This window comes from Octadecabacter antarcticus 307 (assembly GCF_000155675.2).
Lineage (GTDB): Bacteria > Pseudomonadota > Alphaproteobacteria > Rhodobacterales > Rhodobacteraceae > Octadecabacter > Octadecabacter antarcticus.
The window spans coordinates 2,501,905-2,527,255 of record NC_020911.1 but is presented as its reverse complement, the minus strand read 5'-3'; the positions used below and the strand labels follow the sequence as shown (position 1 = coordinate 2,527,255).

The following is a 25,351-nucleotide window of genomic DNA, read 5'->3' as shown; positions in this document are numbered from 1 at the left end:
TTCGCGTGCAGCGATCCCAATTGGGAAAGAACAGGTTGTCATTTTCGCGCTGGCGGAGACGGCGCAGCGTGCAGAATTGGGCCGCGGTTGTGCTTGTTATGCTTGGGCCGCTTCTCGTTATTTTGACGATCACGGCCCTGCGCCCGCTGGATCAAACCGGACGTACTGAATTTCTGCGCCTGATTTTGTTGTCCGACATCATCTACATTCTGATCATCGCAGCCCTTGTCTTGTCGCGGGTTGTTAGCATGATCGCAGCACGGCGCAATAAGTCGGCGGGTTCACGGCTTCACCTGCGATTGACGGGTGTCTTTGCGCTTTTGGCGCTTATTCCAACAGTTGCAGTCGCTGTTTTCGCAGTTTTGACAATCAATATCGGCCTTGAAGGGTGGTTTTCCGAACGGGTGCGCGATGTTTTGGGCAACTCGCTGTCCGCCGCAGAAGCCTACGAAGAGGAACACCGCCAAGAGGTGGTGCGTGACGCCAATGCGCTGGCTGGATACCTTAATACTGAGCGTCTGCAGACGTTCTTTATGGAACGTGGCGAAGTGCGTCAGGCCTTGGCACGTGTGCAGCCACAAATTGAACGTGGCTTGACGGAAGCGTTTGTGTTGGACGGCGTGGGTGAGATTTGGGCCCGCGGGGATAGGTCCTACGAGTTCTATTTCGAACAGCCGAGCGCTGCCGAAATTTTAGAGGCCCGTGAGACTGGTTTGGTGATCATCCAAGACTGGGCCAACAATGAATTTCGCGCTTTGCTCCCGCTGTCGGCGTTCAGTGACAAGTATCTATATGTGTCCCGTCCGGTGGATGGTGCGATTTTAGCATTGCTGGACGACACCCAAGAAACGGTGGCGCTTTATGGTCAGCTGGAAAGTGAGCGCGGGCGAATTTTGTTTGAATTTGGCCTTATATATCTGGGCTTTGCTCTCATTCTGATTCTGGCTGCGGTATGGGTTGGGTTATGGTTCGCAGAGCGTCTTTCGCGTCCCGTGGGCCGGTTGGTCGGCGCGTCACAGCGGGTTGGTGCGGGTGATCTGAATGTTCACGTGCCCGAAGAAGAGGGGGAAGATGAGATCGCGCAGCTGGGGCGTTATTTTAACCAAATGACCGCACAATTGCGCAATCAACGCGAGGAATTGTTGGACAATAACCGCCAGATCGAACGCCGCAGACGGCTGTTTGATTCGGTCCTGTCATCGGTGCCGTCCGGCGTTGTTGGACTGGACGAAGATGGGCGCGTGATGTTCGTGAACCGATCTGCAAACCGCTTGTTGGACGTCGATGGTGGTCAAAGCACGGCGTTGTCGGTGGTGGTGCCTGAATTTGCGGACCTGTTTCAAGAAATCACGAAGGGTGGCAAATCCGTCGCGCAGGGCCAAGTGAACCTTGTGCGTGGCGGGCAGCAGGAAAGCCTGCTTGTGCGAATGTCGCACCGTCTGCGCGAAGACGGAACACTTGAAGGGTTTGTCGTCGCGTTTGAGGACGTGACCGACTTAGTTTCGGCGCAACGCATGGCTGCGTGGGGCGACGTGGCGCGACGCATTGCACACGAGATTAAGAACCCATTGACGCCAATCCAACTGTCAGCAGAACGCATCAAGCGAAAGTTCCGCGTGCACGCGGGCAAAGACGCACCTGATCTGGAACATCTTACCGATGTTATCGTGCGCCAAACCAATGACTTACGGCGCATAGTTGATGAGTTTTCCAAATTTGCACGTATGCCGGAACCAGACCGGCGCACTTATGATCTGGCTGCGATCATGCGCGACGCTGTGACCTTGCAAGAAGCCGGCCAGCCGGATGTGACGTTTGAGACGACTATCGATGGTGGCAAAATATGGGCTGATCTGGACAGTACGATGATGTCGCAAGCCCTTACAAACCTGATTAAGAACGCGGGCGAAGCCATTGAAAGCCTGCAAGAAAAATACCCTGATGTGGACGTAATCCCACAAATTCGGATCACGCTGTCAACCAGCGACGATATGGCAAAAATTACCATTGCGGATAATGGCATTGGTCTGCCAGAAGATCGCGCTAGACTGTTTGAGCCCTACGTGACGACCCGCGAAAAAGGCACGGGCCTTGGCCTGCCGATCGTGAAAAAAATCATTGATGAACATGGCGGCACGCTCAGCCTTACGGATGCGCCCGCCTTTGATGAAACAGGCCTTAATAAAACTGGGCGATACGGTGCCATGGCTGTCATCCAACTTCCAATTCAGGCGGCCGTCGTGCTGCCCCAATCTGAAACTGCATGAGGTAATTCTATGGGCGATATTCTGATCACTGACGACGAGCGCGACATCCGCGAACTGATTTCCGATATCCTCAAGGATGAGGGATTTACCACACGTCTGGCGGGCACGTCAGACGAATGCATGGCGCAGATCAACAAGACGGTTCCGGCGTTGATGATCCTTGATATCTGGCTGAAAGACAGCCGGATGGACGGCATTGATATTCTCAAACAAGTCAAGCGTGACCACCCAGAGGTGCCAGTGGTAATCATTTCGGGCCACGGGAACATTGAAATCGCAGTCGCTGCGATCAAGCAGGGCGCGTATGATTTCATCGAAAAACCTTTTAATATAGACCAGTTGATGGTCGTGATCCGCCGCGCGATGGAAACCAGCCGTCTGCGCCGCGAGAACATGGAGCTAAAGCGCACAGATGCTGCGCCTACCGAAATGCTGGGCGAAAGTGTAGCGTTTCGCACCTTGATCAGCCAGCTGGACAAGGTCACGAAATCCAACGGCCGTGTGATGCTGATGGGTGCAAGCGGTTCCGGCAAAGAAACGGCGGCGCGCTACATTCACATAAATTCTGACCGCGCCGATATGCCATTTGTGTCTGTCAACTGCGCGTCGATCGAACCTAACCGCATGGAGGAGGTCCTGTTTGGCCGCGAAACTGAAGGGCGCGGAATCGAACCCGGTCTTTTGGAAGAAGCCAACGGAGGGGTGATCTATTTTGATGGCGTCGCAGACATGCCGCTTGGAACGCAAACAAAACTTCTTCGCGTGCTTGTGGATCAAAAATTCCAACGGGTTGGCGGTGTTGATAAAGTTCAAGTCGATGTGCGGGTTATATCGAGCACAAACAAAGACTTGCAAGTTGAAATTGAAGCAGAAAATTTCCGCCAAGAGCTATACCACCGCTTGAACGTCGTGCCGATTTATGTGCCAAGCCTTGAGGATCGGCGTGAGGACATTCCGGTTCTTGCTACGCATTTCATTAAAGAACTCAACCAATCCCAAGGGCTTAATACGCGTTCTTTAAGTGAAGAGGCAGCGGCTTTGCTGCAAACGATGCAATGGCCTGGCAACGCACGCCAACTTAAGAATGTGATGGAGCGGGTGCTCATCTTGGGGGATGATACGGGGGCAATTGAAGCCCGCGAACTGCCGACACAATCGGACAGCCCCGCGGATCAAAGTCGTGTGTTGCTGTCTGGTGGCCTTGCTACATTGCCACTTCGCGAAGCGCGTGAGCTGTTTGAACGAGAATACCTGTTGACCCAGATCAATCGCTTTGGCGGCAATATCAGCCGCACCGCGAGCTTTGTTGGCATGGAACGATCCGCTTTGCACCGCAAACTCAAGACACTTGGCGTTGTCACATCTAATAAGGCAGGTGCGCGGGTCGCCCATATTGAGGAGGACGAAGAGGCATGACGCATCATCATATACGTCGCTGGTTGACCGGACCAAAGGCTTCTGTCACCACGTTTGAGCTGAAACCATTCAAGGTACGACCATGAAGGTCATCATTTGCGGGGCGGGTCAGGTTGGCTGGCAAATCGCCCGCCACCTCGCGTCCGAGCGTAACGACGTGACGGTTGTCGACAACAACCCCGAACTTGTGCGCCGTGCCACAGACACGCTTGACGTGCAGGGGATCGAAGGCTTCGCCAGCTATCCTGATATCCTTGAACGTGCCGGGGCAGCTGATGCGGATATGATCATCGCGGCGACCCATTCCGATGAGGTCAATATGGTGACCTGTCAGGTCGCCCATTCGGTGTTCGCAGTGCAGCGCAAGATTGCGCGCCTGCGCGGGCAAAGTTATCTCAACGCGATCTATTCCGATCTGTACCGCCGCGACCACCTTCCGATTGACGTGGTGATTTCACCCGAAATTGAAGTGGCAGAAGCCGCTTTGCAACGCCTTGCGGCACCCGCGGCGTTTGATACCGAAAGCTTTCTGGAAGGTCGCGCGCAATTGCTTGGCATTCAGATTGAGGATGACTGTCCGGTGATCAACACGACGCTGCGCCAACTCAGCGATCTATTTTCAACGCTCAAAGCGGTCGTTGTTGGCATTCGACGCAAAGGGACACTTTTTGCGCCTTCTGCGGGTGATCAGATTTACCCCGGCGATGAATGCTACGTGATGACGGAGGATACCGATCTAAACCGCACGCTTGAGGTTTTTGGTAAGGCACAAAGCAAGTTGGAACGCGTGGTTATTATTGGTGGTGGCAATGTCGGGCTGGCGGTCGCGCGCAGGCTTGAAGCCAGAACAAACCGCGTCCGTGTGCGTGTGATTGAACGCAGCCGCGACATTGCAGAAGCTGCGGCCGATCAGTTGGAACGCACGATTGTGCTAAACGGTGACGGGTTGGATTCCGCTTTGTTGGAAGAGGCAAACATCGCCAATGCGGATGCGGTTTTGGTCGTAACGGATGACGACAAGACAAACCTGCTGGCCGCTGTACGCGCCAAGGCTATGGGCTGTAAGATGGCGATCTGTCTGACCAACGATCCGACGCTGGTGCCGCTTATGGGCCCGCTTGATATTGATGCCTACATCAATCCACGCTCCACCACTGTCAGTTCGATCCTGCGCCATATCCGACATGGCCGCGTGCGGGCGGTCTATTCGATTGGCGATGCCGAGGCCGAGGTGATTGAGGCGCAGGTTCTGACGACCAGCCCAATGGCGGGCAAACTTTTGCGTGATGTGGAATTTCCCGAAGGGGCCTTGGTGGGCGGTGTTCTCAAGGGCGGCAAGATGTATAAGCCGCGCGGTAATCTGCGTATTGAAGAGGGCGATGTCATCGCCATTTTTGCCATGGCTGCGCAGGTCGCCGAAGTTGAGGCACTGTTGCAAGTGTCCATCGACTTTTTCTGATGAACGGGGTGTTGAACAGCCGCGCGCGACGCCATGCATAGTCTGTCACTGCGACCTTTCTTTGTCTTGCTTATGGGAATTGGTGCGCTGGCAATGGTGGCGCCGGCGATCCATGCGTTGTCGATCGAAGATCACGAGGTCGCGCGCGCGTTTTTTTATGCGGCGTTGCTTTTCATGGTTCTGACGTTGTTCATCGGGCTTGCCACTGCCAACTACAAAAATACACTTGCGCGGGGCTATTTGGTGTCGCTTCTGGCCGCATTTCTTGTGCTACCACTGATGCTGGCCGTACCGATGTACGAATCCGTCCCAAGTATGAGCTTTCTTGAGGCATGGTTTGAATCCGTGTCGTCAATTACCACTACCGGAGCGACGCTTTATGATAGCCCACGTGAGTTGCCGCCCTCTGTGCATTTGTGGCGGGCATTGATGGGGTGGCTGGGCGGCTTGCTTATTTGGGTGTCTGCAATTGCCATTCTGGCACCGCTCAACATCGGCGGATTTGAGGTCCGTGCAACACGCGGCGGATCAGCAAGCGAAAAGACCTTCGCACAAATTGGCCGCGTGACGGACCCATCCGAACGTTTGGTGCGTTATGGATCAAAACTCATCCCGTTCTACGCGGCACTTACGGCCTTGTTGTGGTTCAGCCTCACGATGTCGGGCGAGGTGTCGTTTGTGGCGCTGTGCCATGCGATGTCCGTCATGGCGACGTCGGGCATTTCACCCGTGGGCGGGATCATTTTTTCGCCGGCAGGCTTCTTGGGTGAATTCATCATTGTATTGTTTTTTGTGTTCGCGTTGTCGCGGGTTGCGTTTTCGCGTGGCGTGTCGGGCCAAGAGGTCAGCCCGCTGTACAAAGACAATGAATTTCGGCTGGCGCTATCTTTGATCGGGGTACTGGTCGCCATTTTGTTCCTGCGCCACGGTGTCGTCGCGTTTGAGGACGGCAGCAACAACGGTCTGGGCAACGCTGCGCGCGCACTTTGGGGTGCGTTATTTACGATCACTAGTTTTCTGACAACCACAGGGTTTGAATCAGCTGACTGGACGGCGACGCGCAATTGGTCCGGTCTCGGGACACCAGGGCTGATGCTGGTCGGTCTGTCACTGATCGGGGGGGGGGTGGCGACAACGGCGGGCGGTATTAAATTACTGCGGGTCTATGCCCTTTGGAAACATGGGCAGCGTGAAATTGAACGCCTTGTGCTCCCGTCATCTGTCGGCGGGGCTGGGGCTGGCGCGCGTCAGATTCGACGTCAAGGTGCGCAGATTGCATGGATTTTCTTCATGCTTTTTACGATTTCGATTGCTGCCGTGATGGTTTTGCTTGCCCTAACGGGTGTGCAGTTCGAAACGGCAATGGTGCTCTCGGTGGCAGCCTTGTCCACGACCGGACCATTGGCCGCAATCGCCGCTGAAACGCCGATCTCATACGCGGGTATTCCCGATGGCGCAAAGATCATTCTCGCGTTCGCGATGGTGCTTGGCAGGCTCGAAGCCTTGGCGATTATTGCGCTTTTGAACCCCGAATTCTGGCGCCGATAAGTCACCCCTTGGATGGCATCTGCCAAGACCCTGTTTTTGGGGTGGAAATCCAATACCCACCGCGACATAGTGACAACTTAACAGTTATATTGGCCGCAGCGACGGCCACAAGAATAAAAAAGGGACGGGGACCATGGCCTCAGATAAACAAAACCTTCAGGACGCATTTCTCAATCATGTCCGTAAAACCAAGGTTCCAGTGACGATTTTTCTGATCAACGGTGTGAAGTTGCAAGGCGTGATTACGTGGTTTGACAGCTTTTGCGTGCTTTTGCGCCGCGATGGTCAAAGCCAACTGGTCTACAAATCCGCGATCAGCACGATCATGCCTGCACAGCCGATCAGTCTTTATGACGGCGAAGAAAGCAGCTGAACATGGGCGAAGAACGGTCTGCCACACGCGCCTATGTCCTGCATCCTGAAATCAAATCAGACAACGCGCGTCGCCATGCTAAGTCCGCCCTTGAAGAAGGCGTGGCCCTTGCCCATGCGCTTCCCGAACTCGAGGTTGCGGGCAGTCAGGTCGTCAGCCTGCCCAAGATGCATCCTGGAATGCTGTTTGGCAAAGGCAAGATCCAAGAAATCAAAGGCTGGCTAGAAGACGCCGAGGCGGGCCTCGTGCTGATTGATGGCCATGTCAGCCCCGTGCAGCAGCGCAATCTTGAAAAAGAATGGGGCGTTAAACTGCTGGACCGCACCGGACTGATTTTGGAAATTTTTAGCGACCGTGCCCGCACCCGCGAAGGTGTGTTGCAGGTTGAAATGGCAGCGTTGAGCTATCAACGCACGCGGCTCGTGCGCGCGTGGACCCACCTCGAACGCCAGCGCGGTGGTCTTGGTTTTGTCGGTGGCCCCGGTGAAACCCAAGTCGAGGCCGACCGTCGCGCGATCGACTTGCAACTCAACAATCTAAAGAAACAACTGAGCAAGGTCGTCAAAACCCGCGAACTGCACCGCAAAGCCCGCGCTAAGGTGCCATTCCCGATTGTCGCGCTCGTTGGCTACACCAATGCTGGTAAATCGACGCTGTTCAACCGTTTGACTGGCGCAAGTGTTTTTGTAGAAGATATGCTGTTCGCCACACTTGATCCGACAATGCGCAAAGTCGACTTGCCAAATGGCGACGCGATCATCATGTCCGACACCGTTGGTTTCATCTCGGATTTGCCGACGCAATTGGTCGCGTCATTTCGCGCAACATTGGAGGAAGTCCTAGAGGCAGACGTCATCCTGCACGTGCGCGACATCAGTCATCCACAATCTGCGGACCAAAAGAAAGCCGTGCTTGATACGCTGCGCCAGCTTGACGTGAACCCCGACGTGCCAATGATCGAGGTCCTCAACAAGATCGACCTGCTTGCGCCGGAAGACGCGGACTACTTGCAGGCGCTGCACAAAGATGGCGAAAATGTCTTTGGAACTTCTGCGGTCACGGGGCAGGGCCTTGACACACTGCTGGATCAGATCACCGAGAAACTGAAGGGCACAACGCGCGCGCTAACCCTGACGCTTGATTGGTCGCATGGTGGCGCACAAAGCTGGCTGCAACGCGAGAACGTAATTGAAACTACAGCGCAAACCGATACTGGCTGGACTATCGATGTCCGTTGGTCGCCAATGCAAGCCGCCAAATTCGAAAAGCAATTCCCCGAAGCATTCGCACCTTAATTTCTTTGGTTCTCAAATACCTCTCTTAACGCCGCGCCATAGGCGCGGCGGATCGGATTTGCAAAGCCAATCCGATCCTACTCCACAGGCTGCAACACCGTCACGCCCACTGCACCACCGCGCGCCAATGCCGGATCAAGCGACATTGGAATATATTCCCCCCGTCGCCACAAATCCCCAAGATTATCGTAATAACGTGACAGGAAATGCCCGGATTGCCCCGTCGACGTGATGAAGACCGAACTGTCGGGATCAGCGAAATCATACACACCGCGATAGGCCGCCGCGTGGACATTCATGAACGGATCATCGCCGACGCCACTGGTCGCGCCGCGCATCAGCGTGCTGTCCCCGCCGGATGTGGACTGGCGAATATTGACGAACCAACGCAACACGGGCGCATCGCCAAGCACCGGATGGTCGTGCGTGGCTTCATGGGCATCACCCCAGCGCAGGGTTTGCAGGTCTGCCCCGTAGGTTTGCGCCACCCAGACCAGCGCGTCGTCTAACGCCAGACGCGCGATGTCTGAACATGTCTCCAGTGGTGCCGATTGTAGCACATCGCACCACACCGCAGCACCATTCGTGTTGCGGTAAACCCGTTCAATGAACAGCGGTTCAACATGGGTATACTCGCGCGACAGTGGTCCCAATTCATCGCGGATCAGACGGTCCTGCAGGGCACGCATCCACGCGGCATAGATCAGGGGTTCGGGCAGGTGTTCGTTCATCTCCCCGTTCCATTCCGCCAGCAGCGCCAGCGCATCTTGGCGCAGCTTTCCCGGCGTTCCTTCTGGTGTTGCTTCGCCGGTGAACCACAAATTGGCGCCGATCAGCGGCAGGATCGACCGCGCTGTGTGACTAACGGTATCGCTTTGCGCTTCGATAAAACTGTCGCGGGTGTGGACTTCGCGCGCTTGCATCAACAACCGCCAGCGGTTCACACGCTGACTATCGCCCCACGAGAAACTGACGTGGGCGGGAAACGGCGCGTTGATGATTTTGTTATTGGTATTACCAACGATACCGCCGATTGGGTCGATCCATTCTGGGTTGGTGTCAAACGGACGGCGACCATCCCAGCGGTTCTGTGGTAGATATCCGAAGTGCGGCAACCGCCCCTGTGTGACGTGATCCACGCTGCGGTTTGGGACATGGCCAATCAGCTTCAACCCGACCGAATTGCGATCCGCCAGCGTCAGCATTTGTGACGGTGCGACATAATCTTCAGCCGCCGCGATGCCAGCTTCGACGCTCCGCGCACGCATCAGGTTCATGGCTGCTTGCATGGTCGTGTCCTGCCCGGACAGCGCCGTCCACGCCAGCACAGTCACATGCCCTGGCGGGCGGATTGTCGCGAGGTCGTATTGATCTGGTGGCAGGACTGGCCCGTTCACCGTCCATTGCAATTGCAGCGTGATCGACGGTTCATCCCTGATGCGCACAATGCTTTGGCGGGTTTCAAAGTTGGCCCAGCCATTTGGGACGCGATATTGGTTGGCGTCGGACGGGTTCACTTCTTCGATGTAAACGTCTTGGTCGTCTAGATTGCTCGATGTGATGCCCCAGCCAAGATCGGCAGACCGACCGACCATAATAACTGGAACTCCGGGGATAGTGCCGCCAATTACACCGCCAGACTCCAGTTCCAGCCGCGCCAGATACCAGATCGATGGGGCTGTCAGGCCAAGGTGCGGATCATTGGCCAACAGCGTCGATCCTGTGGCAGACCGGGTGATTCCTGCGGCCCAGGCGTTCGACGCCCCCGCAAGATTGCGCGGCACGACGGGGGACAGCGGATCAAACGCCATGCGGCTGTTGGGTGTAAAGGCCGGTACATCGGGCATCAGGGACGCATAACTGGGCAGGGCAGCCGACCCGCCACCCGGCGATTGCGGCAGGATATCGTTCAGCCGTGCGTCACTATTAAGGATCAGCGACGTCCGGGCGCGCAGAACTTCTGCTTCGAGATGGTTGCTCAGTTGCAGGGCCATCAGTTTGATAATCGATACAGAATCTGCGGGCTGCCACGGGGCGATGGCATGATTGAACAGCCACATTTCTGGCGCCCCGCGTCCGCGCGCACCATCGTTAACTTGGCCAATCCACGCATTGACGCCGTCTGAATAGGCTTCCAAAGCGGTTTGGGTTTGAACGTCAAGCGCTTGCACCGACGTTTGGGACAGGGGGTAAAGATCAAGGCGTCGGATCAGGCTGTCGATGGGCAGCGTGCGCACGCCAAACAGTTCTGATAGACGCCCCTGTGCCGTGCGCCGCAGCATCGTCATCTGCCACAGGCGGTCTTGTGCGTGGGCCAAGCCAAGGGCAAAAAACACGTCTTCGTCTGTTGCGCCAAAAATATGCGGCACATTGGCATTGTCGCGCACGATTTCAACGGGGGCAGATATGCCTGCCACATATAAAGTGCCTTCATAATCGGGCAACGAACGTGACGCAAAATAATATGCCAGCGCAAACACAGCCACGCCAAAAAAGATCAGTGCAGATGCGAGCCGGACAAGCCAGCGAAAGACAAGTACCATAGAGGTTCCTTCGACGTCGGCCCGCCGACAGGTTGACGTGGCGCGGGGGTCCGTTACCTATCTCGCAACATAAATGATGATGCAAGCGGGAGAGACGTGATGGCAAAAGTGGCATTTTTGGGCTTGGGGGTTATGGGCTACCCCATGGCAGGGCATTTGGCGAAAGCTGGACACAATGTGACAGTGTACAATCGCACAGCTGCAAAGGCGGATGCTTGGGTTTTGCAACATGGCGGCGCGGCTGCTGCAACACCTGCTGAAGCGGCCAAGGGCGCGGATTTTGCGATGTCCTGCGTGGGCAATGATGACGATCTGCGGGCTGTTTGCGTCGGCGAAGATGGCGCATTCGCGACGATGTCGGAGGGGGCTGTGTTTGTGGATCACACGACCGTATCCGCCAAAGTCACACGCGAGCTTTCTGCAGCAGCGACAGACGCAAGGTTTTCGTTTGTCGACGCGCCGATTTCGGGCGGCCAGGCGGGGGCCGAAAACGGTGTGTTGTCGGTCATGTGTGGCGGCGACGCAGACGTCTACAAGCGCGCCGAGCTAATCATTGACGCCTATGCCCGCGTCTGCCGCCGTATCGGGGACAGCGGTGCGGGACAGATGACCAAAATGTGCAACCAGATTGCTATTGCAGGGCTGGTTCAGGGCCTGTCAGAGGCATTGCATTTCGCAGAAAAAGCCGGCCTCGACGGGCGCGCTGTCGTCGAAGTCATCAGCCAAGGCGCTGCCGGATCGTGGCAAATGCAAAACCGTTTTGAGACGATGATTGACGGTGAATTCGAACATGGCTTTGCAGTGGATTGGATGCGCAAGGATCTTGGCATATGTCTTGATACAGCGAACGAAACGGGCGCGGCATTGCCGGTCACCGCGCTTGTGGATCAGTTCTACAAGGACGTCCAGAATATGGGCGGAAACCGTTGGGATACATCGAGTTTGATAAAGCGGTTGCGCAGTCAATGAAGTAGGCGAGCATTGCTGCCCACAACCGCCTCGTTCGCTGGCAACTTTGAAGCTCCTGTAATGGTGGCACATGTTGTGCCCATGGCCACTCAAATGACGCCAAGCACTGACTGGACTGGTTTCTACGTCGGTGGTCAGTACGTCCGATGTGATGCTGGCGACAGCATCACATCGGACGATGCTGGTGGCTTTGGTCTCCACGCCGGTTGCCTGCGCGATCTTTGGTCATTCGTTGTCGGCGGCGAATTCGACTATGATGTTCCTACGATTGACATCGGCGCGGGCGTCGATGCTGACTTTGCCCACTTGAAGGCGATTGCCGATCATGACCTCGGCGCTTTCATGCCTTATATTAAGGCTGGATTCGCGGCATTTGACCTCGATTCTGGGTTTAGCGACACGGTCGATTTTTACGGCTTGGGCGCAAGATACGCAATCAACGACAATGATCGTATCGGTGGTGGGTATCTTGCACACGACACAGACGAGCTTGATCGTGCGGCCCACTTGAGACCGACCCATTCAACCTGCGAATATCCTATAGTTTTTACAGGCTTCTGACACAAATGGCAGGGAAGGGCGGCGGTAGGACCGCCCTTTTTGTTTGCCGTCTACGGGGTTTCGCTGGGGCTTCATTAGCCGCCGTGACTTGCGCGTCACTCTGTGCACATACCCCGTAAGGTGATGTTCTGCGGCTGAAGCGTTAGTCGCGCGGCACCACTTGCTTGCACGATCATCAACGCACTGCCCAGCTCGCCTGCGTCTTCGTGGAACCCAACTATGCCGCCGTCCATCATAATGGCTTGCGCGGTGAAACGACGATCCCCGATGGCGACGTCGCTGACCTGCCGTCGCGGCGGGTCATTTGGGTCTTGTGCATCAACGAACTGGCTGGTGTTGATGCTAAAGTGCACGGATGTTTCTGCGCAATCTGACAGGCAGTTCACGTCGGTGAGCAGACATAAAAGATCAGCCGCCGCAGGTGCGGCCATGAAGCAGAGTGACGCCCACAGCATTGACACGAGGCGTTTCATGGTGTGACGAGACGTTCACACGATCCGGACGCGTAATATTCAATCAAGGAACTGCTTTCCCCGGAGGTCGCGGTGAGGTCAATGCCACGATCCTCGAAGACTGTAAGGGTGCCGCTGACGTCGCCGCCAGTGCTTTCGAAAACAAGGCCGTCAGGGATTTCAGTGAGCGTCGCGCGGGGGCTAAAACCGCGCAGTTCAAGACGTGGCAAGCCATCTGCGTGGCGCAGATAGACGACAAAGGACAGCGGTTCGCGGGAACAAATGTCGCCTTCGCAATAATTGTTGGTGGTGCAAACGTAGTGCGGGTAGCTGTCATCACCCACCAAATCAGGCGCATCTGAGCGGCCTGATGATATTGCGATAAGCGCCAAAATAACGATCACGATGATCATAATAATGGATAGCATTGCGGAACGGTTCATCTATTAGCCTTTAAGACAGAATGGCGTCGCCCACCGCAATCGCAGTTTTTCGATCAAACCGACAAGCGCGCTGCATGGGCGCCACGTTCACGGTAGGGGGTTGTGTCGTAATGCGCACGATAACATTTTGAAAAGTGCGACGGCGATGCGAAACCGCACGCCAGTGCAACATTAATCACCGACATATCCGTCTGCATCAACAGGTTGCGCGCCTTCTGCAGGCGCAATTCCATGTAGTAACGTTTCGGGGAGCGGTTCAGGTAGCGACGAAACAGCCGTTCCAACTGCCGCGTCGACATGCCGACGTCTTTGGCGAGGATGGATGGGCTGATCGGTTCTTCGATGTTTAGTTCCATCGCTTGGATGACGCGGGACAGCTTGGGGTGGCGCACTCCAATCCGTGTTGGAATAGACAACCTTTGGGTGTCTTGGTCGGTACGGATCGAGGAATATATCTGCTGATCGGCTACAGCATTGGCCAATTCATCGCCTTGTTGATCAGCGATGATCTGCAAAAACAAATCAATCGACGAGGTGCCGCCAGCGGTGGTCCAGCGATTGCCGTCTTTGACGAAGACCGACTTTGTCAGTTCAACTTCGAGGAATTCTTCCGCAAAGCTATCGTGGTTTTCCCAGTGGATCGTGGCGCGTTTGCCGTCCAGCAGCCCCGCCTTGGCAAGGGAGAACGCCGCGGTGCAAAGCCCCCCCATAATGATCCCGCGTCGCGCCTCGCGGCGCAGCCAGTTCAGGATGCGTTTGGTTGTGGCCGCCTGCACATCGCGCCCCCCACACAGCATCACCGTGTCGTCACGGTGCAATTCATCAAGATCGCCGTCGAGCGTGAACGTCGTACCAGTTGAACAGTTTATCGTTCCGCCGCCTTCGCCAATGATGCGCCAAGAATACAGGTCTTCACCCGACATCTGGTTGGCCAGGCGCAAACAATCAATCGCGGCAGCGAACGACAGCAGCGTAAAATCGTTCAAAAGCACAAAAATAAACCGGTGCGGTGCGGCCCGGGATTTTTCGATGTTGCTGGTATGGTGGCGTTGCATGGCGGCTGCATCCGTAAATTTGATACCAAGCCTCATCACTTTTCTGGGCAACGAGCAAGACAATTAAACGTCGTTTACGACAAAAGCAGACGCATTTTGCCATTGGACCTTATCCGCAGGATTGTTATATGCCATTCTGGTATCGCTAACGCGACCCCGAAACGATCAAAAGGGGCGCAAAATTTTCGGAGCACGAACATGACGGACTGGAAAAAATCAGACTGGCGCAACAAGCCGCGGGTACAGATGCCGGAGTATACCGACGCTGCCGCCCTGAACGCTGTTGAGGCAAAGCTGAGCACTTATCCGCCACTGGTTTTTGCTGGCGAAGCGCGGCGTCTGCGCTCCCATCTGGCGGACGTCAGCCGCGGCGATGCGTTTCTCTTGCAGGGCGGGGATTGCGCCGAAAGCTTTGCGGCGTTCAATGCCGACGGTATTCGCGACACATTCAAAGTGATGTTGCAGATGGCGGTCGTTTTGACATTCGGTGCCAAGGTGCCCGTGATCAAGGTTGGCCGGATGGCGGGGCAGTTTGCAAAGCCGCGTTCAGCGCCGACAGAAGTTGTGGGCGGCGTTGAACTGCCAAGCTACCGCGGTGACATCATCAACGATTTGGAATTCACGCCAGAATCACGCATGCCGAACCCTGACAAGATGCTGCAAGCCTACACACAGGCCGCAGGTACGTTGAACCTTTTGCGCGCCTTTTCGACGGGTGGCTACGCCGACATTCACAAGGTCCACGCGTGGACCTTGGGCTTTACCGCTGGAAACGAGGCGGAAAAGTACCGTGCAATGGCCGAACAGATCAGCGACACGCTTGATTTCATGAGGGCCGCTGGCATGGGCGAAGAAGCCGCACATGCGCTTGAAACAGTAGAATTCTACACCTCCCACGAGGCGCTTTTGCTGGAATATGAAGAGGCCCTTACACGGGTGGATTCGACATCTGGAAAATGGCTTGCAGGGTCCGGCCACATGGTGTGGATCGGGGATCGCACCCGTCAGCCTGACGGTGCACATGTTGAATACTGCGCTGGCGTGCAGAACCCGATCGGGTTGAAGTGCGGCCCGACAATGACGTCCGGCCATCTTAAGGCGCTGATGGCAAAGTTGAATCCGGATAACGAAGCGGGCCGTTTGTCACTGATCGCGCGCTTTGGTGCGGGGTCGGTTGGCGAACACCTGCCGCGTCTGATCAAAGCGGTTGAAGAAGAAGGTGCCAAAGTAACGTGGGTTTGTGATCCGATGCACGGCAACACGATCAAATCATCGACGGGCTATAAGACCCGTCCGTTTGAATCGGTGCTCCGCGAAGTGCGCGAATTCTTCGGGGTGCACAATGCAGAAGGCACAATCCCAGGCGGCGTGCATTTTGAAATGACCGGTGCAGATGTGACGGAATGCACTGGCGGTGTGCGCGCAGTGACGGATGAAGACCTGTCAGATCGCTATCACACGGCCTGTGATCCACGCCTGAACGCATCGCAATCGCTTGAGCTGGCGTTCTTGGTTGGTGAGGAATTGTCTGCGCGGCGGGCGTCGGCGCAGTCCGCGCAATCCGCCTAAGACAGACAGGACAAACTGCCAGAATAAGGTTACGGCCTTACGAGTTTGAAACAACGAGGCGGAGGGTAGGTTTGCTCTCCGCCTCGTTGTTGTCAATCACACGCAAGCGATGGCGCAGCGAGGTGGTCTTGCCACCACCAACCGCGTAAAGACCAGCGATCGGTTCCTCGACCTGTTCAACGCGGGGGGCTGGTGTGTTGTAGATCCTGAAGCGACGTCCGCCAATTCCACGACGTCCGCTCATCACCAGAACACCCAATACGCGACTGACACGGCCGTGATCGTCCCGCAGCGGCAGCAGCAGAATCTTGCCGTCCAACTGCGGTTGGCCAACAGCACGCGGCGCTTGGAGTGGCAGTTCAACGATGCTTGGGCCGTTGAAGGCCGCTTCGATATAATAGACCATTGCAGCGCGGGCATCGGGCAGTAACACGGCCGTTAGCGGCAGGCCGCGAGGTTCGACACCGACCAATTTGGCGATGTTGCGGCCGGCGACACGGATACGGGCCACACCTGGTGCTACACGTTCCAGAATAAAGCTGTCTTCGAGCAGGGCCCCCATCGCAACTGGATCAACGTCCTTGCGCAGTGGAACGCCGCCTGTGTGGGGGAGGGATGACCAGTATTGCTCCAATTCGTTCAGGGCTGTCGGGTTGGTCATCATCACGTCCTCCGCTTGGGAGATATCATGCGAGCGCAGTTTGTAGGGGTCAAATGTCAGGCTCATGGATATCGTCCTCGGTTGCTTATTACTCTTCAATCGGGTGGTCTCGTTCGCAATACCCTTGTTACACAATTACGTTCTGAATTCTCTAAACAAAGTCCTAATAGGTTAACGGCTTAACAGTTTGGTGGACATATTTGGCCCCCGATGACGTGGTCTGCGCCCTTGCTTTGGATCGGGGTTTGGCTTGAGCTGCAACGCATATTGAACCGCCCCTTGTTTGCCGAAGACTCCAACAGCTGAGTAGGATGGAGCATTATGAACAAATCAACGAACAGATATTTACCAGACGTGCGCGAACGAGCCGTATGTATGGTTCTAGGTGGCGCAGGGGCAACGCGAAAGCCGCTGGTCCCTTGCCCGGCAGTCGATATGCAATATCGATGAGAGGGGGCAATCGCGTCGATTTTGTCAAAGAAGGCGAGTTGACAAAACACTCTCCGTTCCGCTCCTTCAATACATCCTACGAAATCACCCGCCTTGTCGAACCCCTGCTGAGGTCTTCCGCGCAAAATTGATTGAAGGAGAGACATCATCGAGATAAACTAATCCCACAGAAATTGTGCTTCAGTGTGAGTTCACAATCTTATGGTGCTGCGAGGCTTTGTTGCACAAATAGTCTCGTATCAGGGATTCATGTTGTAAATCCAGCATGGTAGCTGGCGTCATGAGTAAACCTATCGCCCCGATTTACCGCACGAGGAACTGGCCTGAGTATAACAAGGCCCTGAAGCGACGCGGGTCACTGACCATTTGGTTTAACCCAGAGGTCACTTGGAAAGCTGCGCCTACCGTTGCCCGGCAGTGGTTTGTTTGCAAACCATGAGAGGGGGGCAAACGGGGCCGCCAGCCACGCTATAGCGATGCGGCGATCCAAGCCTGTCTCACGTTGAAAGTGCTGTTCGGAATGCCTTTGAGGCAGGCGACGGGCTTTGTGGAAAGCCTGTTGAAATTGATCGACCTTGACTGGGAGGTCCCAGACTTCAGCACGTTATGTCGGCGTCAGAAAAGGCTATCGGTTACCATCCCGTATCAGGGCTCAAAGGGCCCGCTAAACCTCCTTATCGACAGTACCGGCATCAAAGTTGAGGGCGAAGGTGAGTGGAACGCTCGCAAGCATGGCGGGCCGAAACGTCGGGTGTGGCGCAAGATACATATAGGGATTGATGAAGAAACGTTGGAGATACGCGCGGTCGAAGTGACGAGTAGCAGCATTGGAGACCCACCCATGTTGCCCAACCTTCTCGGTCAGATCACACCAGATCAGAAGATTGGCAGTGTCACAGCAGATGGGGCATATGACACCCGCAAATGCCATGATGCGATTGCGGCCCGCAATGCCCGTGCTGTCATCCCGCCACGCAAGAATGCCAAGCTATGGAAGCCGGATACGCTGGGGGCCAGAGCCCGAAACGAAGCGGTACAGTCCTCAAAGGATCTCGGCCGCGCTCAATGGCGTCGCTTGAGCGGATACCACCGCAGGAGTCGTGTTGAGACAAAGATGCATTGTTTGAAACTACTCGGGCAGCGCCTGGCCGCACGAGACTTTGACCGGCAAGTTGCGGAAGTCCAAATCCGTGCCGCGATACTCAACGGCTTCACCGCCCTTGGCATCCCAAACACCGTTACTGTAGGCTGAATCCGTCAGGGGTCAGGGGAAGCACGCCATAAGGGCGATTTGTGCAACAAAGCCGTGCTGCGATGAAGGTTATCAGCAATACCGATCACCAAGAAATGGGTCGTTGGCTGAACAACCGGGCTGAAAATTCTCACCTGCCTTTTTGACAAAGAGAACGGGCCATGCGAAGTCTGCAAAAGTTCGTCGCGGTCTACGCATCAGTTCACAATCATTTCAATCTGGAGCGCGCCCACTACAGCAGAGACAATTTCAAGCTGAACCGGACCGCTGCTCTTGCTGAGTGGCGCGGTCTTTGTTCCGCGTAAGTTCCGGTATTTCGCGGCCTTGTTGCACAAATCGTCCTGTGAGCGAACTAGCCGTTAACCCTGACTGATTTACTCTACAGTAACGGTGCGCGGGATGCCCAAGGCGATGAGGCCATTGAGGATGGCAGCGCGGATCTGTACCTGCGCGACCTGTCGGTCGAAGTCGCGTGCTGCAAGACTCTGCCCGAGTCGTTTTGTACAGTTCATCTTTGTCTCGACGCGGCTTCGGCGGTGGTATCTTGTTAGGTTTTGCCACAGGGCTCTGCCCAAGTAGTGCGAGGAACGTATCGCTTCGTTTCGCGCGACCGCTCCCGGCGTCTCCGGTTGCCAAGGCTTTGCATTCTTGCGCGGCGCGATGACAGCATGGGCATTACGCGCAGCGATAGCCTCGTGGCATTTGCGCGTATCATACGCCCCGTCCGCGGTGACACTACCGATCTCTTGATCTGGCGCGATCTGCCCCAGTAAGTCAGGCAGCATAGGTGCGTCCACTGCCCAGCAGGCGATTGCAAAGCAATCTGCCGAGAGGGGCCGATATTGCTTCCAGTCACTTCGATCGCCCGTATCTCCAGCGTTTCCTCGTCAATCCCCCTCTCAGAGAATGTCCCATTCGCCTGCCGGGCAATGAATGTGTATCTTACACCAGATGCGGCGTTTGGGGCCGCCCTTTGCCCGGCAACACATGCTTGCATGTGTGAGAGGAGTGCTTGCGCGGGCGTTCCACTCGCCTTCGCCCTCCATTGCCCGGCAGGTGCATCCGCAGGATGCTGCTGAGAGGGGGCTTTGATGCCAGTGCGGTCCACGAGAAGGTGTAGGGGGCCTTTTGAGCCCTGATACGGGATGGCAACCGACAGCGTTTTTTGACGCCGACACAACGTGCTGAAGTCCGGAACCTCCCAGTCAAGGCCGACCAACTTTAACAGGCTCTCCACAAAGCCAGTCGTCTGCCGCAAGGGCATTCCAAAAAGCACTTTCAACGTAAGGCAAGCCTGGATCGCAGCATCGCTATAACGCGGCTGGCGGCCTGGCTCCCCCCCGTCTCATCGTTTGCATACTATCGACTGCCGGGCAGTGGTCGGTGTGGCTCTCCACGTAACCTCGGGATTAAACCAAATGGTCAGAGACCCGCGCCGCTTCAGCGCCCTATTATACTCGGGCCAGTTCTTCGTGCGGTAAATCGGAGGAATAAATGTGCTCATATACACCAGCTACCACGCTGGATTCGCGACATGAATCACTTCAGCAAGCTATTTGTTCAACAACGCCCATTCATGGTATGTAAGCATGGGGCGCTTGTTATGATCAAAATGCGCAGAAATTCTTTCCAACTCTATAAATGGGTGCCTAAGCGCTGCGCCTCTGTTGAAAGCCGGACATTTGTTCGGCTGTCTCTGGATATTGTTTCAAGATCACCAGCACGAAACAAGGCCATCGGTGCTTGGGCGGAAATGGGAGAGATGTCGAAAGCTAGGTTATCCAAGGTACCTTTCAGGCGCGTAAGGTGACATATCAATGTTTGGCATATTGCCGTCGATCATCTGTGCAATGAGGCGTCCAGTCTTTGGACCGGCAGTTAAACCAACGTGCTGATGGCCAAACCCAGTGTAAATCCCAGTGTCCCCCAGCTCGCCGATCAACGGAAGGCTATCCGGTGTAGATGGGCGGAACCCCATCCATTCTTGGGTTCCTGTATAGGTTAGGTTCGGAAAAACTTCTTTCGCATGCCGCATTAAAAACTTGATCGGAGCCTTGCTGGGGCCTGCGTGATGGTCACCAAGCTCAACAGTACCAGCGCACCGCAACCCCATATCCATAGGGTTTACAGCAAATTTTCCAGAGGTGATCATCATCGGGTTGCGCGGCATTTCTGACGGGTTCTCGAATATCACATGATAGCCACGCTCAGCTTCCAAGGGCACTTTTAATCCAAGCTTTTTCATCAAGTCTTTTGACCAGATACCGGCCGTTATCACCGCGTGGCTACACTCGAATGACCCTTTATCCGTATCGATATGCGAAATACGCCCGCCTGTTTTGTGCATGTCGTGGACTTCTGCCTGAACAAACTTACCGCCACTTTTAGTGAAGTAGTTCGTTAACTCAGCAATGTACTGGCCCGGATTCACGATATGGCCTTGCCCTTCAAGAACGGCCAGACACTGAATTGCTGACCCCAAAATGGGTTCACATTCTTGTACCGCGCCGCCGGTCACAATTGAGGGTTCAAAACCAGCGTGTTTCTTTAATTCCCATGTGTAGGCATCAGCGTCAAAGTGCGCTTTTGACTTATAAGCATAGCTGAACTTGCTGTCAGACACCCAACGCTCTAAATCGGTTCCGCGCACCAGAGATTTGTGTTGATCAACTGCGTCGCACACCATCGGTATCTGGTTTGACGCGATGCGCCGGGTAGCGGCATCGGTCGCGTGCGACAAGTATTTCGCAAGCCATGGCAGGAGCCGCGCAAAGTAGGACCACTTCATAAACAGGGGGCTATTTGGGTCCAGTAGATACTTAGGAGCCTCGCGCCAAAGGGTAGGGGATGTCACCGGAGCAACAGCCCATTGCGCCAATAGGCCTGCGTTTCCGTAAGACGCCCCCATACCAGGCGTCCCCTTATCCATGAGAATAACCGAATGACCCAATCTTTGCAGCCAAATCGCGGTGGACACGCCACACATTCCTGCGCCGATAACGATGGTGGGTTTTTCTGTCATATGCTTCCAATCTCAAAAAATAGATGGCGTTTTATTCTGTTGCCCGGACAGTTTTTTAGAAAGGCCCGAATTAGAAATGCCCGACGCAGAAATGCCATCAAACAAATTCAGGCTCAAATTTTCCAATTCGCAACCTTGGCTTGAGGTCCTCATCAGGTCTATTATGAAGAAGGTATAGCAATCTGGCGATGCTTGTCACGTTGGTAACGACTGCAATGTCCGATGGGGCAGGTTCTGGAATTTGGTGGTAAGTTGAGACGAGTTCGCATTCGTCAGACAGCATCGAAAGCACCCTTTTTGGGCGCGTAAATTCAGGTAGGCGCCTGCATTGGTGTGATTGAAGCTATGTAAACTTCCGGAATAGCTTTGTTTGATCAAACATGACTTCTAATGTCTCCAGCCGTTCTTTGGTCTCGTCCCAATTCAGATTTTGAACGGATGAAATCATCGTTTCGATCAAAAGCATCGTGGTTGCCGCGGAATCCCATGCTGACGGAACGACGATCCGACAACTTAAACTGATGTCAGCCAGATGATGCACCGGAGAGCGCCACTGATCGGTAAACAAGATAATCTTGGCACCACGGGCATGGGCCATTTCAGCCAGTTTTAGGGTGTTATTTTCGTAGCGGCGCACATCAAAGATGACAAAGACGTCACCTTCTTTCGCATTCAAAAGGTAGTGCGGCCAGGTGTTTGATGTCGATTGAACGTGCGTCAAATTAGGTCGAATAACCTGCATGTGCAGGTAAAAATATTCGGCCAAGGTATGCGTAATCCGTCCACCAATAATGAAAAGATGGCGCGATTGATCCGCGACCAGCTCACTGGCTGCATCGAATTCGGCAGGGTTAATCTGGCTTAGGGTTAGGCGGATATTGTCGATCACCGCATCCGTAAACCTGTTTAAAAGATGCTCGGATGGGGCAGCCTCAGCCCACATGTCATGCTTGGCGATCGGGTTTTTCACCTTGGCACGCAGTTCCTCGCGCAACTCAGATTGAAAGTCTGGATAGCCTTTATAACCAAGCTTTTGCACCATTCGCGCGACCGTCGGGACGGACACGTTTGCGTCCTGGGCAAGCGCCGTTAACGGACCAAGACCGGACGCGGGATAGTTCTCAAGTATTGACAGGGCCAGTTGGCGTTCAGCGCGCGTTAGATCGTCCAGCTTTTGCTGGATTCGATCAGATATCGTATGCGTCGGTTCGGTCATCTACGCCTCCATTTTGTTCAATTTATACCAAGACGCAGGCGGCTGTGAAATTATTTTCATAATTTAATTGACTCTTGTCAGGCAGAGCGAGCACGTTGTGATCAGGGAACCTAGAGGAATCACATGCAACCTGCCATACCACATGACCCAGTTTTGGTCCTCAATCCTGAGGGTCGATCAAGGGTGGTTGTGGTATGCGAACATGCGAGCAGGTTTATTCCTCCAGTATTCGATAGACTTGGATTGGATGACGCCGCGCTGAAAAGCCATATCGCTTGGGACCCGGGTGCGGTGGACGTGGCGCATGGTTTGGCGAAATGCCTAAACGCAAAATTGATCACATCCAACGTGTCGCGGCTGGTCTTTGACTGCAACCGCCCCCCTTACGCGCATGATGCAATTCCCGTGCGAAGCGAAAAGATAAATGTTCCAGGAAATGTTAACCTGACGGCAGCGCAGCGCGACAATCGAACCATCAGTTATTATGATCCGTTTCGCACCTGCCTAGCCGCTGTCATTGCGGCCACGCCGGATCCGATCATCATCACCGTGCATAGTTTTACACCAATCTATCATGGAACGCCGCGCACTGTCGAAATAGGTATTTTGCACGATTCTGATGATCGTCTTGCCAACGCGATGAAGCAAATTGGCACGTCATACACGAATTTGAAAGTTGCGATAAACGACCCATATGGCCCAGAAGATGGCGTGACCCACACCCTAAAAGAGCACGCGATAAAGTCGGGCCACTTGAATGTAATGCTGGAAATTCGCAATGACCTGATCGCCGACGCGAACCACCAAGACGCCATGGCAGAGTGCCTTGCCAAATGGCTGTCCGCCGCCCTTGCAATTTTGGACGTAACGGAGGGCGTAAAGTGCTAGCCCTAATGCAGAGTTTTATCCGCGTTGTCGACTATGTGAACTACCGCGTCGGGCGCATCATCATGCATGGTATTTTCGTTCTGATGGGAATTTTGCTGTGGTCATCAATCAGCAAAACATTTTTTCTACCGACCCTTTGGACACTGGAAATGGCGCAGTTTGTCATGGTCGCCTATTACATCCTTGGCGGCCCTTATTCGATCCAGTTGGGATCAAACGTGAGAATGGATTTACTTTACGGCGAATGGTCAATCCGCAAGAAAGCATGGTTCGATCTGTTTACCGTGCTGTTCCTCATCTTTTACCTCTGTGTCCTGCTGTATGGGGCCGTCAGTTCAACTGCTTATTCACTGGGCTATTGGGGCACAGAACCGTTCTCGTTCTTTGGTGGACTGGTTATAGGCACGGAAGAAATCGGTCACATGGAACGCTCGCCAACTGCATGGCGTCCCTATCTGTGGCCCATCAAATCAATCATGATCTTGGGAATGTTTCTGATGCTTTTGCAATGCCTGTCGGAACTGTTCAAAGATGTCTTGCGGCTCAAAGGTGAACCCATCTGATGTCATATGAGCTGATCGCCACATTAATGTTCTCGTCGATGATGCTGATGCTGCTGACTGGCCAGCGTGTGTTTGGCGCTATTGGCTTTATTGCCGTCGTCGCAGCGTTGCTTCTTTGGGGTGACAAAGGTGGCTTTGACATCGGGTTTTCTGCGGCAATGAAGCTGATGAAATGGTACCCGCTTTTGACGCTACCGATGTTTATTTTCATGGGTTATGTGCTTTCGGAAAGTAAGATTGCCGACGATCTATACAAGATGTTTCACGTCTGGATGGGCGGCCTGCGTGGCGGGCTTGCGATTGGCACAATTGGCCTGATGGTGCTAATTTCCGCGATGAACGGGTTGAGCGTGGCAGGCATGGCAATCGGTTCCACAATTGCCCTGCCTGAGCTTTTGAAACGTGGCTATGACAAACGAATGGTCACCGGCGTTATTCAGGCGGGGTCAAGTCTCGGCATCCTTGTACCACCGTCCGTGGTGCTGGTCCTGTATGCGATGATTGCGCGCCAACCTGTCGGACAGCTGTGGCTTGCAGGGGTCGTTCCGGGCCTGATGATGGCCGCGCTGTTTATCATGTATATCGTTGTGCGCTGTCGGATTAATCCGGTGCTTGGACCGGTTTTACCTGCCAGCGAGCGTAACATTTCACGCGCCGAAAAACTGCGCCTGCTGCGTGCGGGCCTCCTGCCTATCGTCATCTTTGCGGTGATGATGGTGCCGTTCGTGCGCGGCTGGACGTCGCTCGTCGAAAGTTCGGCCATCGGGGCCATCGCGGCGTTTGTTGCGGCGGTCCTGAAGGGCCGCATGACGCGCGAGGTTTTTGAAAATTCAGTGCGCAACACGCTGGGCATCACATGTATGTTCATGTGGATCATCCTTGCGGCCCTCGCGTTCGGTGCGGTCTTTGACGGGCTGGGTGCCGTCAAAGCGATTGAGTTTGTATTTACGGACCGCTTGAACCTAAGTCCTTGGACCATCCTGATCCTGATGCAGCTTAGCTTTATCCTGATGGGCACGTTCCTTGACGATACTGCGATGCTGGTGATCGTCGCGCCGCTTTACGTGCCGCTTGTTGGTGAACTCGGCTTTGATCTGATCTGGTACGGCATCCTTTATACAATCACGACACAGATCGCTTATATGACGCCACCCTTCGGTTATAATCTGTTCCTCATGCGCGCGATGGCCCCGCCTGAGATCACCCTACGCGATATCTATTCATCGATCACACCTTTCGTGCTGATCATGGTGCTGGCGCTTGCGCTGGTCATGATCTTCCCCGGCATCGCCACGTGGCTCCCGAATTACGTGTATAATTAACCCTATAAGAACCGCCTCAAGCGGTCG

At 54.8% G+C, this 25,351-nt stretch carries 19 protein-coding genes and 3 pseudogenes; 14 read left to right on the top strand and 8 right to left on the bottom strand.

Features of this window, described 5'->3' with window-relative positions; genetic code table 11:
* The first annotated feature begins 35 nt into the window (after positions 1-35).
* The 6 genes from OAN307_RS12700 (at position 36) to hflX (ending at position 8,358) form a co-directional block, all read left to right on the top strand.
* Positions 36-2,267, top strand: a complete 2,232-nt coding sequence (locus OAN307_RS12700) for a sensor histidine kinase NtrY-like (protein WP_015500125.1) — start codon at positions 36-38, stop codon at positions 2,265-2,267.
* A 9-nt stretch (positions 2,268-2,276) separates the two neighbouring features.
* Positions 2,277-3,683, top strand: a complete 1,407-nt coding sequence (gene ntrX / locus OAN307_RS12695) for a nitrogen assimilation response regulator NtrX (RefSeq protein ID WP_015500124.1) — start codon at positions 2,277-2,279, stop codon at positions 3,681-3,683.
* A gap of 82 nt (positions 3,684-3,765) precedes the next feature.
* A complete protein-coding gene (trkA, locus tag OAN307_RS12690) occupies positions 3,766-5,142 on the top strand; it encodes a Trk system potassium transporter TrkA (protein ID WP_015500123.1) in 1,377 nt (458 codons plus the stop codon).
* 33 nt (positions 5,143-5,175) lie between these two features.
* Complete coding sequence (locus OAN307_RS12685) at positions 5,176-6,690, top strand: TrkH family potassium uptake protein (protein ID WP_044043666.1); 1,515 nt, start codon at positions 5,176-5,178, stop codon at positions 6,688-6,690.
* Positions 6,691-6,823: 133 nt separating this feature from the next.
* Positions 6,824-7,063: an RNA chaperone Hfq gene (hfq, locus tag OAN307_RS12680; protein WP_015500121.1), complete on the top strand. Its 240-nt coding sequence runs from the start codon at positions 6,824-6,826 to the stop codon at positions 7,061-7,063.
* A 2-nt stretch (positions 7,064-7,065) separates the two neighbouring features.
* On the top strand, positions 7,066-8,358 hold the full coding sequence (hflX, locus tag OAN307_RS12675) for a GTPase HflX (protein WP_015500120.1): 1,293 nt from the start codon (positions 7,066-7,068) through the stop codon (positions 8,356-8,358).
* A 77-nt stretch (positions 8,359-8,435) separates the two neighbouring features.
* Here hflX and OAN307_RS12670 read toward each other — a convergent pair whose 3' ends face one another.
* Positions 8,436-10,901, bottom strand: a complete 2,466-nt coding sequence (locus OAN307_RS12670; protein WP_015500119.1) for a penicillin acylase family protein — start codon at positions 10,899-10,901, stop codon at positions 8,436-8,438.
* A gap of 99 nt (positions 10,902-11,000) precedes the next feature.
* Here OAN307_RS12670 and OAN307_RS12665 point away from each other — a divergent pair, with 99 nt between their 5' ends.
* Together OAN307_RS12665 and OAN307_RS12660 are read left to right on the top strand one after the other, a co-directional pair.
* The gene (locus OAN307_RS12665; RefSeq protein WP_015500118.1) at positions 11,001-11,870 is read left to right on the top strand and encodes an NAD(P)-dependent oxidoreductase; all 870 of its coding nucleotides are present in this window, start codon (positions 11,001-11,003) and stop codon (positions 11,868-11,870) included.
* Positions 11,871-11,951: 81 nt separating this feature from the next.
* A complete protein-coding gene (locus tag OAN307_RS12660) occupies positions 11,952-12,431 on the top strand; it encodes an outer membrane protein (RefSeq protein WP_144055572.1) in 480 nt (159 codons plus the stop codon).
* Between the two features lie 95 nt (positions 12,432-12,526).
* Here the strand turns inward: OAN307_RS12660 and OAN307_RS12655 are convergent, their stop codons facing one another.
* From OAN307_RS12655 to OAN307_RS12645, 3 genes are read right to left on the bottom strand one after another with little or no spacing between them, the layout of a single operon-like run.
* A complete protein-coding gene (locus OAN307_RS12655; protein ID WP_245540841.1) occupies positions 12,527-12,904 on the bottom strand; it encodes a hypothetical protein in 378 nt (125 codons plus the stop codon).
* Complete coding sequence (locus tag OAN307_RS12650) at positions 12,901-13,326, bottom strand: hypothetical protein (protein WP_015500115.1); 426 nt, start codon at positions 13,324-13,326, stop codon at positions 12,901-12,903. Before OAN307_RS12650 ends, OAN307_RS12655 begins: the two co-directional genes overlap by 4 nt.
* 53 nt (positions 13,327-13,379) lie before the next feature.
* The gene (locus tag OAN307_RS12645) at positions 13,380-14,381 is read right to left on the bottom strand and encodes a GlxA family transcriptional regulator (RefSeq protein WP_044044718.1); all 1,002 of its coding nucleotides are present in this window, start codon (positions 14,379-14,381) and stop codon (positions 13,380-13,382) included.
* A gap of 198 nt (positions 14,382-14,579) precedes the next feature.
* On the opposite strand from OAN307_RS12645, the gene OAN307_RS12640 reads away from it, so the two are divergent.
* Entirely contained in the window at positions 14,580-15,950 is a 1,371-nt protein-coding gene (locus tag OAN307_RS12640; RefSeq protein ID WP_044043663.1) for a class II 3-deoxy-7-phosphoheptulonate synthase, read from the top strand.
* A gap of 37 nt (positions 15,951-15,987) precedes the next feature.
* Here OAN307_RS12640 and OAN307_RS12635 read toward each other — a convergent pair whose 3' ends face one another.
* A complete protein-coding gene (locus OAN307_RS12635) occupies positions 15,988-16,677 on the bottom strand; it encodes a PAS domain-containing protein (RefSeq protein ID WP_144055571.1) in 690 nt (229 codons plus the stop codon).
* 664 nt (positions 16,678-17,341) lie between these two features.
* On the opposite strand from OAN307_RS12635, the pseudogene OAN307_RS12630 reads away from it, so the two are divergent.
* Positions 17,342-18,313, top strand: a pseudogene (locus OAN307_RS12630) (IS5 family transposase).
* A gap of 56 nt (positions 18,314-18,369) precedes the next feature.
* Positions 18,370-18,618 (top strand): annotated as a pseudogene (locus OAN307_RS30065) (IS6 family transposase); the annotation flags it as partial.
* A 69-nt stretch (positions 18,619-18,687) separates the two neighbouring features.
* On the opposite strand, the pseudogene OAN307_RS26355 reads toward OAN307_RS30065, so the two are convergent.
* The 3 genes and pseudogenes from OAN307_RS26355 to OAN307_RS12615 all read right to left on the bottom strand — a co-directional run bounded on the left by OAN307_RS26355 (position 18,688) and on the right by OAN307_RS12615 (position 22,551).
* Positions 18,688-19,817 (bottom strand): annotated as a pseudogene (locus OAN307_RS26355) (transposase).
* A 273-nt stretch (positions 19,818-20,090) separates the two neighbouring features.
* Positions 20,091-21,335 carry an NAD(P)/FAD-dependent oxidoreductase gene (locus tag OAN307_RS12620; protein WP_015500111.1) on the bottom strand — a complete coding sequence of 415 codons (1,245 nt, stop codon included), beginning with the start codon at positions 21,333-21,335 and terminating at the stop codon, positions 20,091-20,093.
* Between the two features lie 343 nt (positions 21,336-21,678).
* Entirely contained in the window at positions 21,679-22,551 is an 873-nt protein-coding gene (locus OAN307_RS12615; RefSeq protein WP_015500109.1) for a MurR/RpiR family transcriptional regulator, read from the bottom strand.
* Between the two features lie 123 nt (positions 22,552-22,674).
* On the opposite strand from OAN307_RS12615, the gene OAN307_RS12610 reads away from it, so the two are divergent.
* Genes OAN307_RS12610 through OAN307_RS12600 form a run of 3 tightly spaced genes read left to right on the top strand, consistent with a single transcriptional unit; the run spans position 22,675 to position 25,324 of the window.
* On the top strand, positions 22,675-23,439 hold the full coding sequence (locus OAN307_RS12610) for an N-formylglutamate amidohydrolase (protein WP_015500108.1): 765 nt from the start codon (positions 22,675-22,677) through the stop codon (positions 23,437-23,439).
* A 5-nt stretch (positions 23,440-23,444) separates the two neighbouring features.
* On the top strand, positions 23,445-24,002 hold the full coding sequence (locus OAN307_RS12605; RefSeq protein WP_085982884.1) for a TRAP transporter small permease subunit: 558 nt from the start codon (positions 23,445-23,447) through the stop codon (positions 24,000-24,002).
* Positions 24,002-25,324: a TRAP transporter large permease gene (locus OAN307_RS12600; protein WP_044043660.1), complete on the top strand. Its 1,323-nt coding sequence runs from the start codon at positions 24,002-24,004 to the stop codon at positions 25,322-25,324. The genes OAN307_RS12605 and OAN307_RS12600 overlap by 1 nt, the downstream gene beginning before the upstream one ends.
* Positions 25,325-25,351: the final 27 nt, after the last annotated feature.

Coding starts and splice junctions, on each gene's coding strand:
- ntrX (WP_015500124.1), top strand. CDS start 2,277: ATGGGCGATATTCTGATCACTGACGACGAGCGCGACATCCGCGAACTG.
- trkA (WP_015500123.1), top strand. CDS start 3,766: ATGAAGGTCATCATTTGCGGGGCGGGTCAGGTTGGCTGGCAAATCGCC.
- OAN307_RS12685 (WP_044043666.1), top strand. CDS start 5,176: ATGCATAGTCTGTCACTGCGACCTTTCTTTGTCTTGCTTATGGGAATT.
- hfq (WP_015500121.1), top strand. CDS start 6,824: ATGGCCTCAGATAAACAAAACCTTCAGGACGCATTTCTCAATCATGTC.
- hflX (WP_015500120.1), top strand. CDS start 7,066: ATGGGCGAAGAACGGTCTGCCACACGCGCCTATGTCCTGCATCCTGAA.
- OAN307_RS12670 (WP_015500119.1), bottom strand. CDS start 10,901: ATGGTACTTGTCTTTCGCTGGCTTGTCCGGCTCGCATCTGCACTGATC.
- OAN307_RS12665 (WP_015500118.1), top strand. CDS start 11,001: ATGGCAAAAGTGGCATTTTTGGGCTTGGGGGTTATGGGCTACCCCATG.
- OAN307_RS12660 (WP_144055572.1), top strand. CDS start 11,952: ATGGCCACTCAAATGACGCCAAGCACTGACTGGACTGGTTTCTACGTC.
- OAN307_RS12655 (WP_245540841.1), bottom strand. CDS start 12,904: ATGAAACGCCTCGTGTCAATGCTGTGGGCGTCACTCTGCTTCATGGCC.
- OAN307_RS12650 (WP_015500115.1), bottom strand. CDS start 13,326: ATGAACCGTTCCGCAATGCTATCCATTATTATGATCATCGTGATCGTT.
- OAN307_RS12645 (WP_044044718.1), bottom strand. CDS start 14,381: ATGCAACGCCACCATACCAGCAACATCGAAAAATCCCGGGCCGCACCG.
- OAN307_RS12640 (WP_044043663.1), top strand. CDS start 14,580: ATGACGGACTGGAAAAAATCAGACTGGCGCAACAAGCCGCGGGTACAG.
- OAN307_RS12635 (WP_144055571.1), bottom strand. CDS start 16,677: ATGAGCCTGACATTTGACCCCTACAAACTGCGCTCGCATGATATCTCC.
- OAN307_RS12620 (WP_015500111.1), bottom strand. CDS start 21,335: ATGACAGAAAAACCCACCATCGTTATCGGCGCAGGAATGTGTGGCGTG.
- OAN307_RS12615 (WP_015500109.1), bottom strand. CDS start 22,551: ATGACCGAACCGACGCATACGATATCTGATCGAATCCAGCAAAAGCTG.
- OAN307_RS12610 (WP_015500108.1), top strand. CDS start 22,675: ATGCAACCTGCCATACCACATGACCCAGTTTTGGTCCTCAATCCTGAG.
- OAN307_RS12605 (WP_085982884.1), top strand. CDS start 23,445: ATGCAGAGTTTTATCCGCGTTGTCGACTATGTGAACTACCGCGTCGGG.
- OAN307_RS12600 (WP_044043660.1), top strand. CDS start 24,002: ATGTCATATGAGCTGATCGCCACATTAATGTTCTCGTCGATGATGCTG.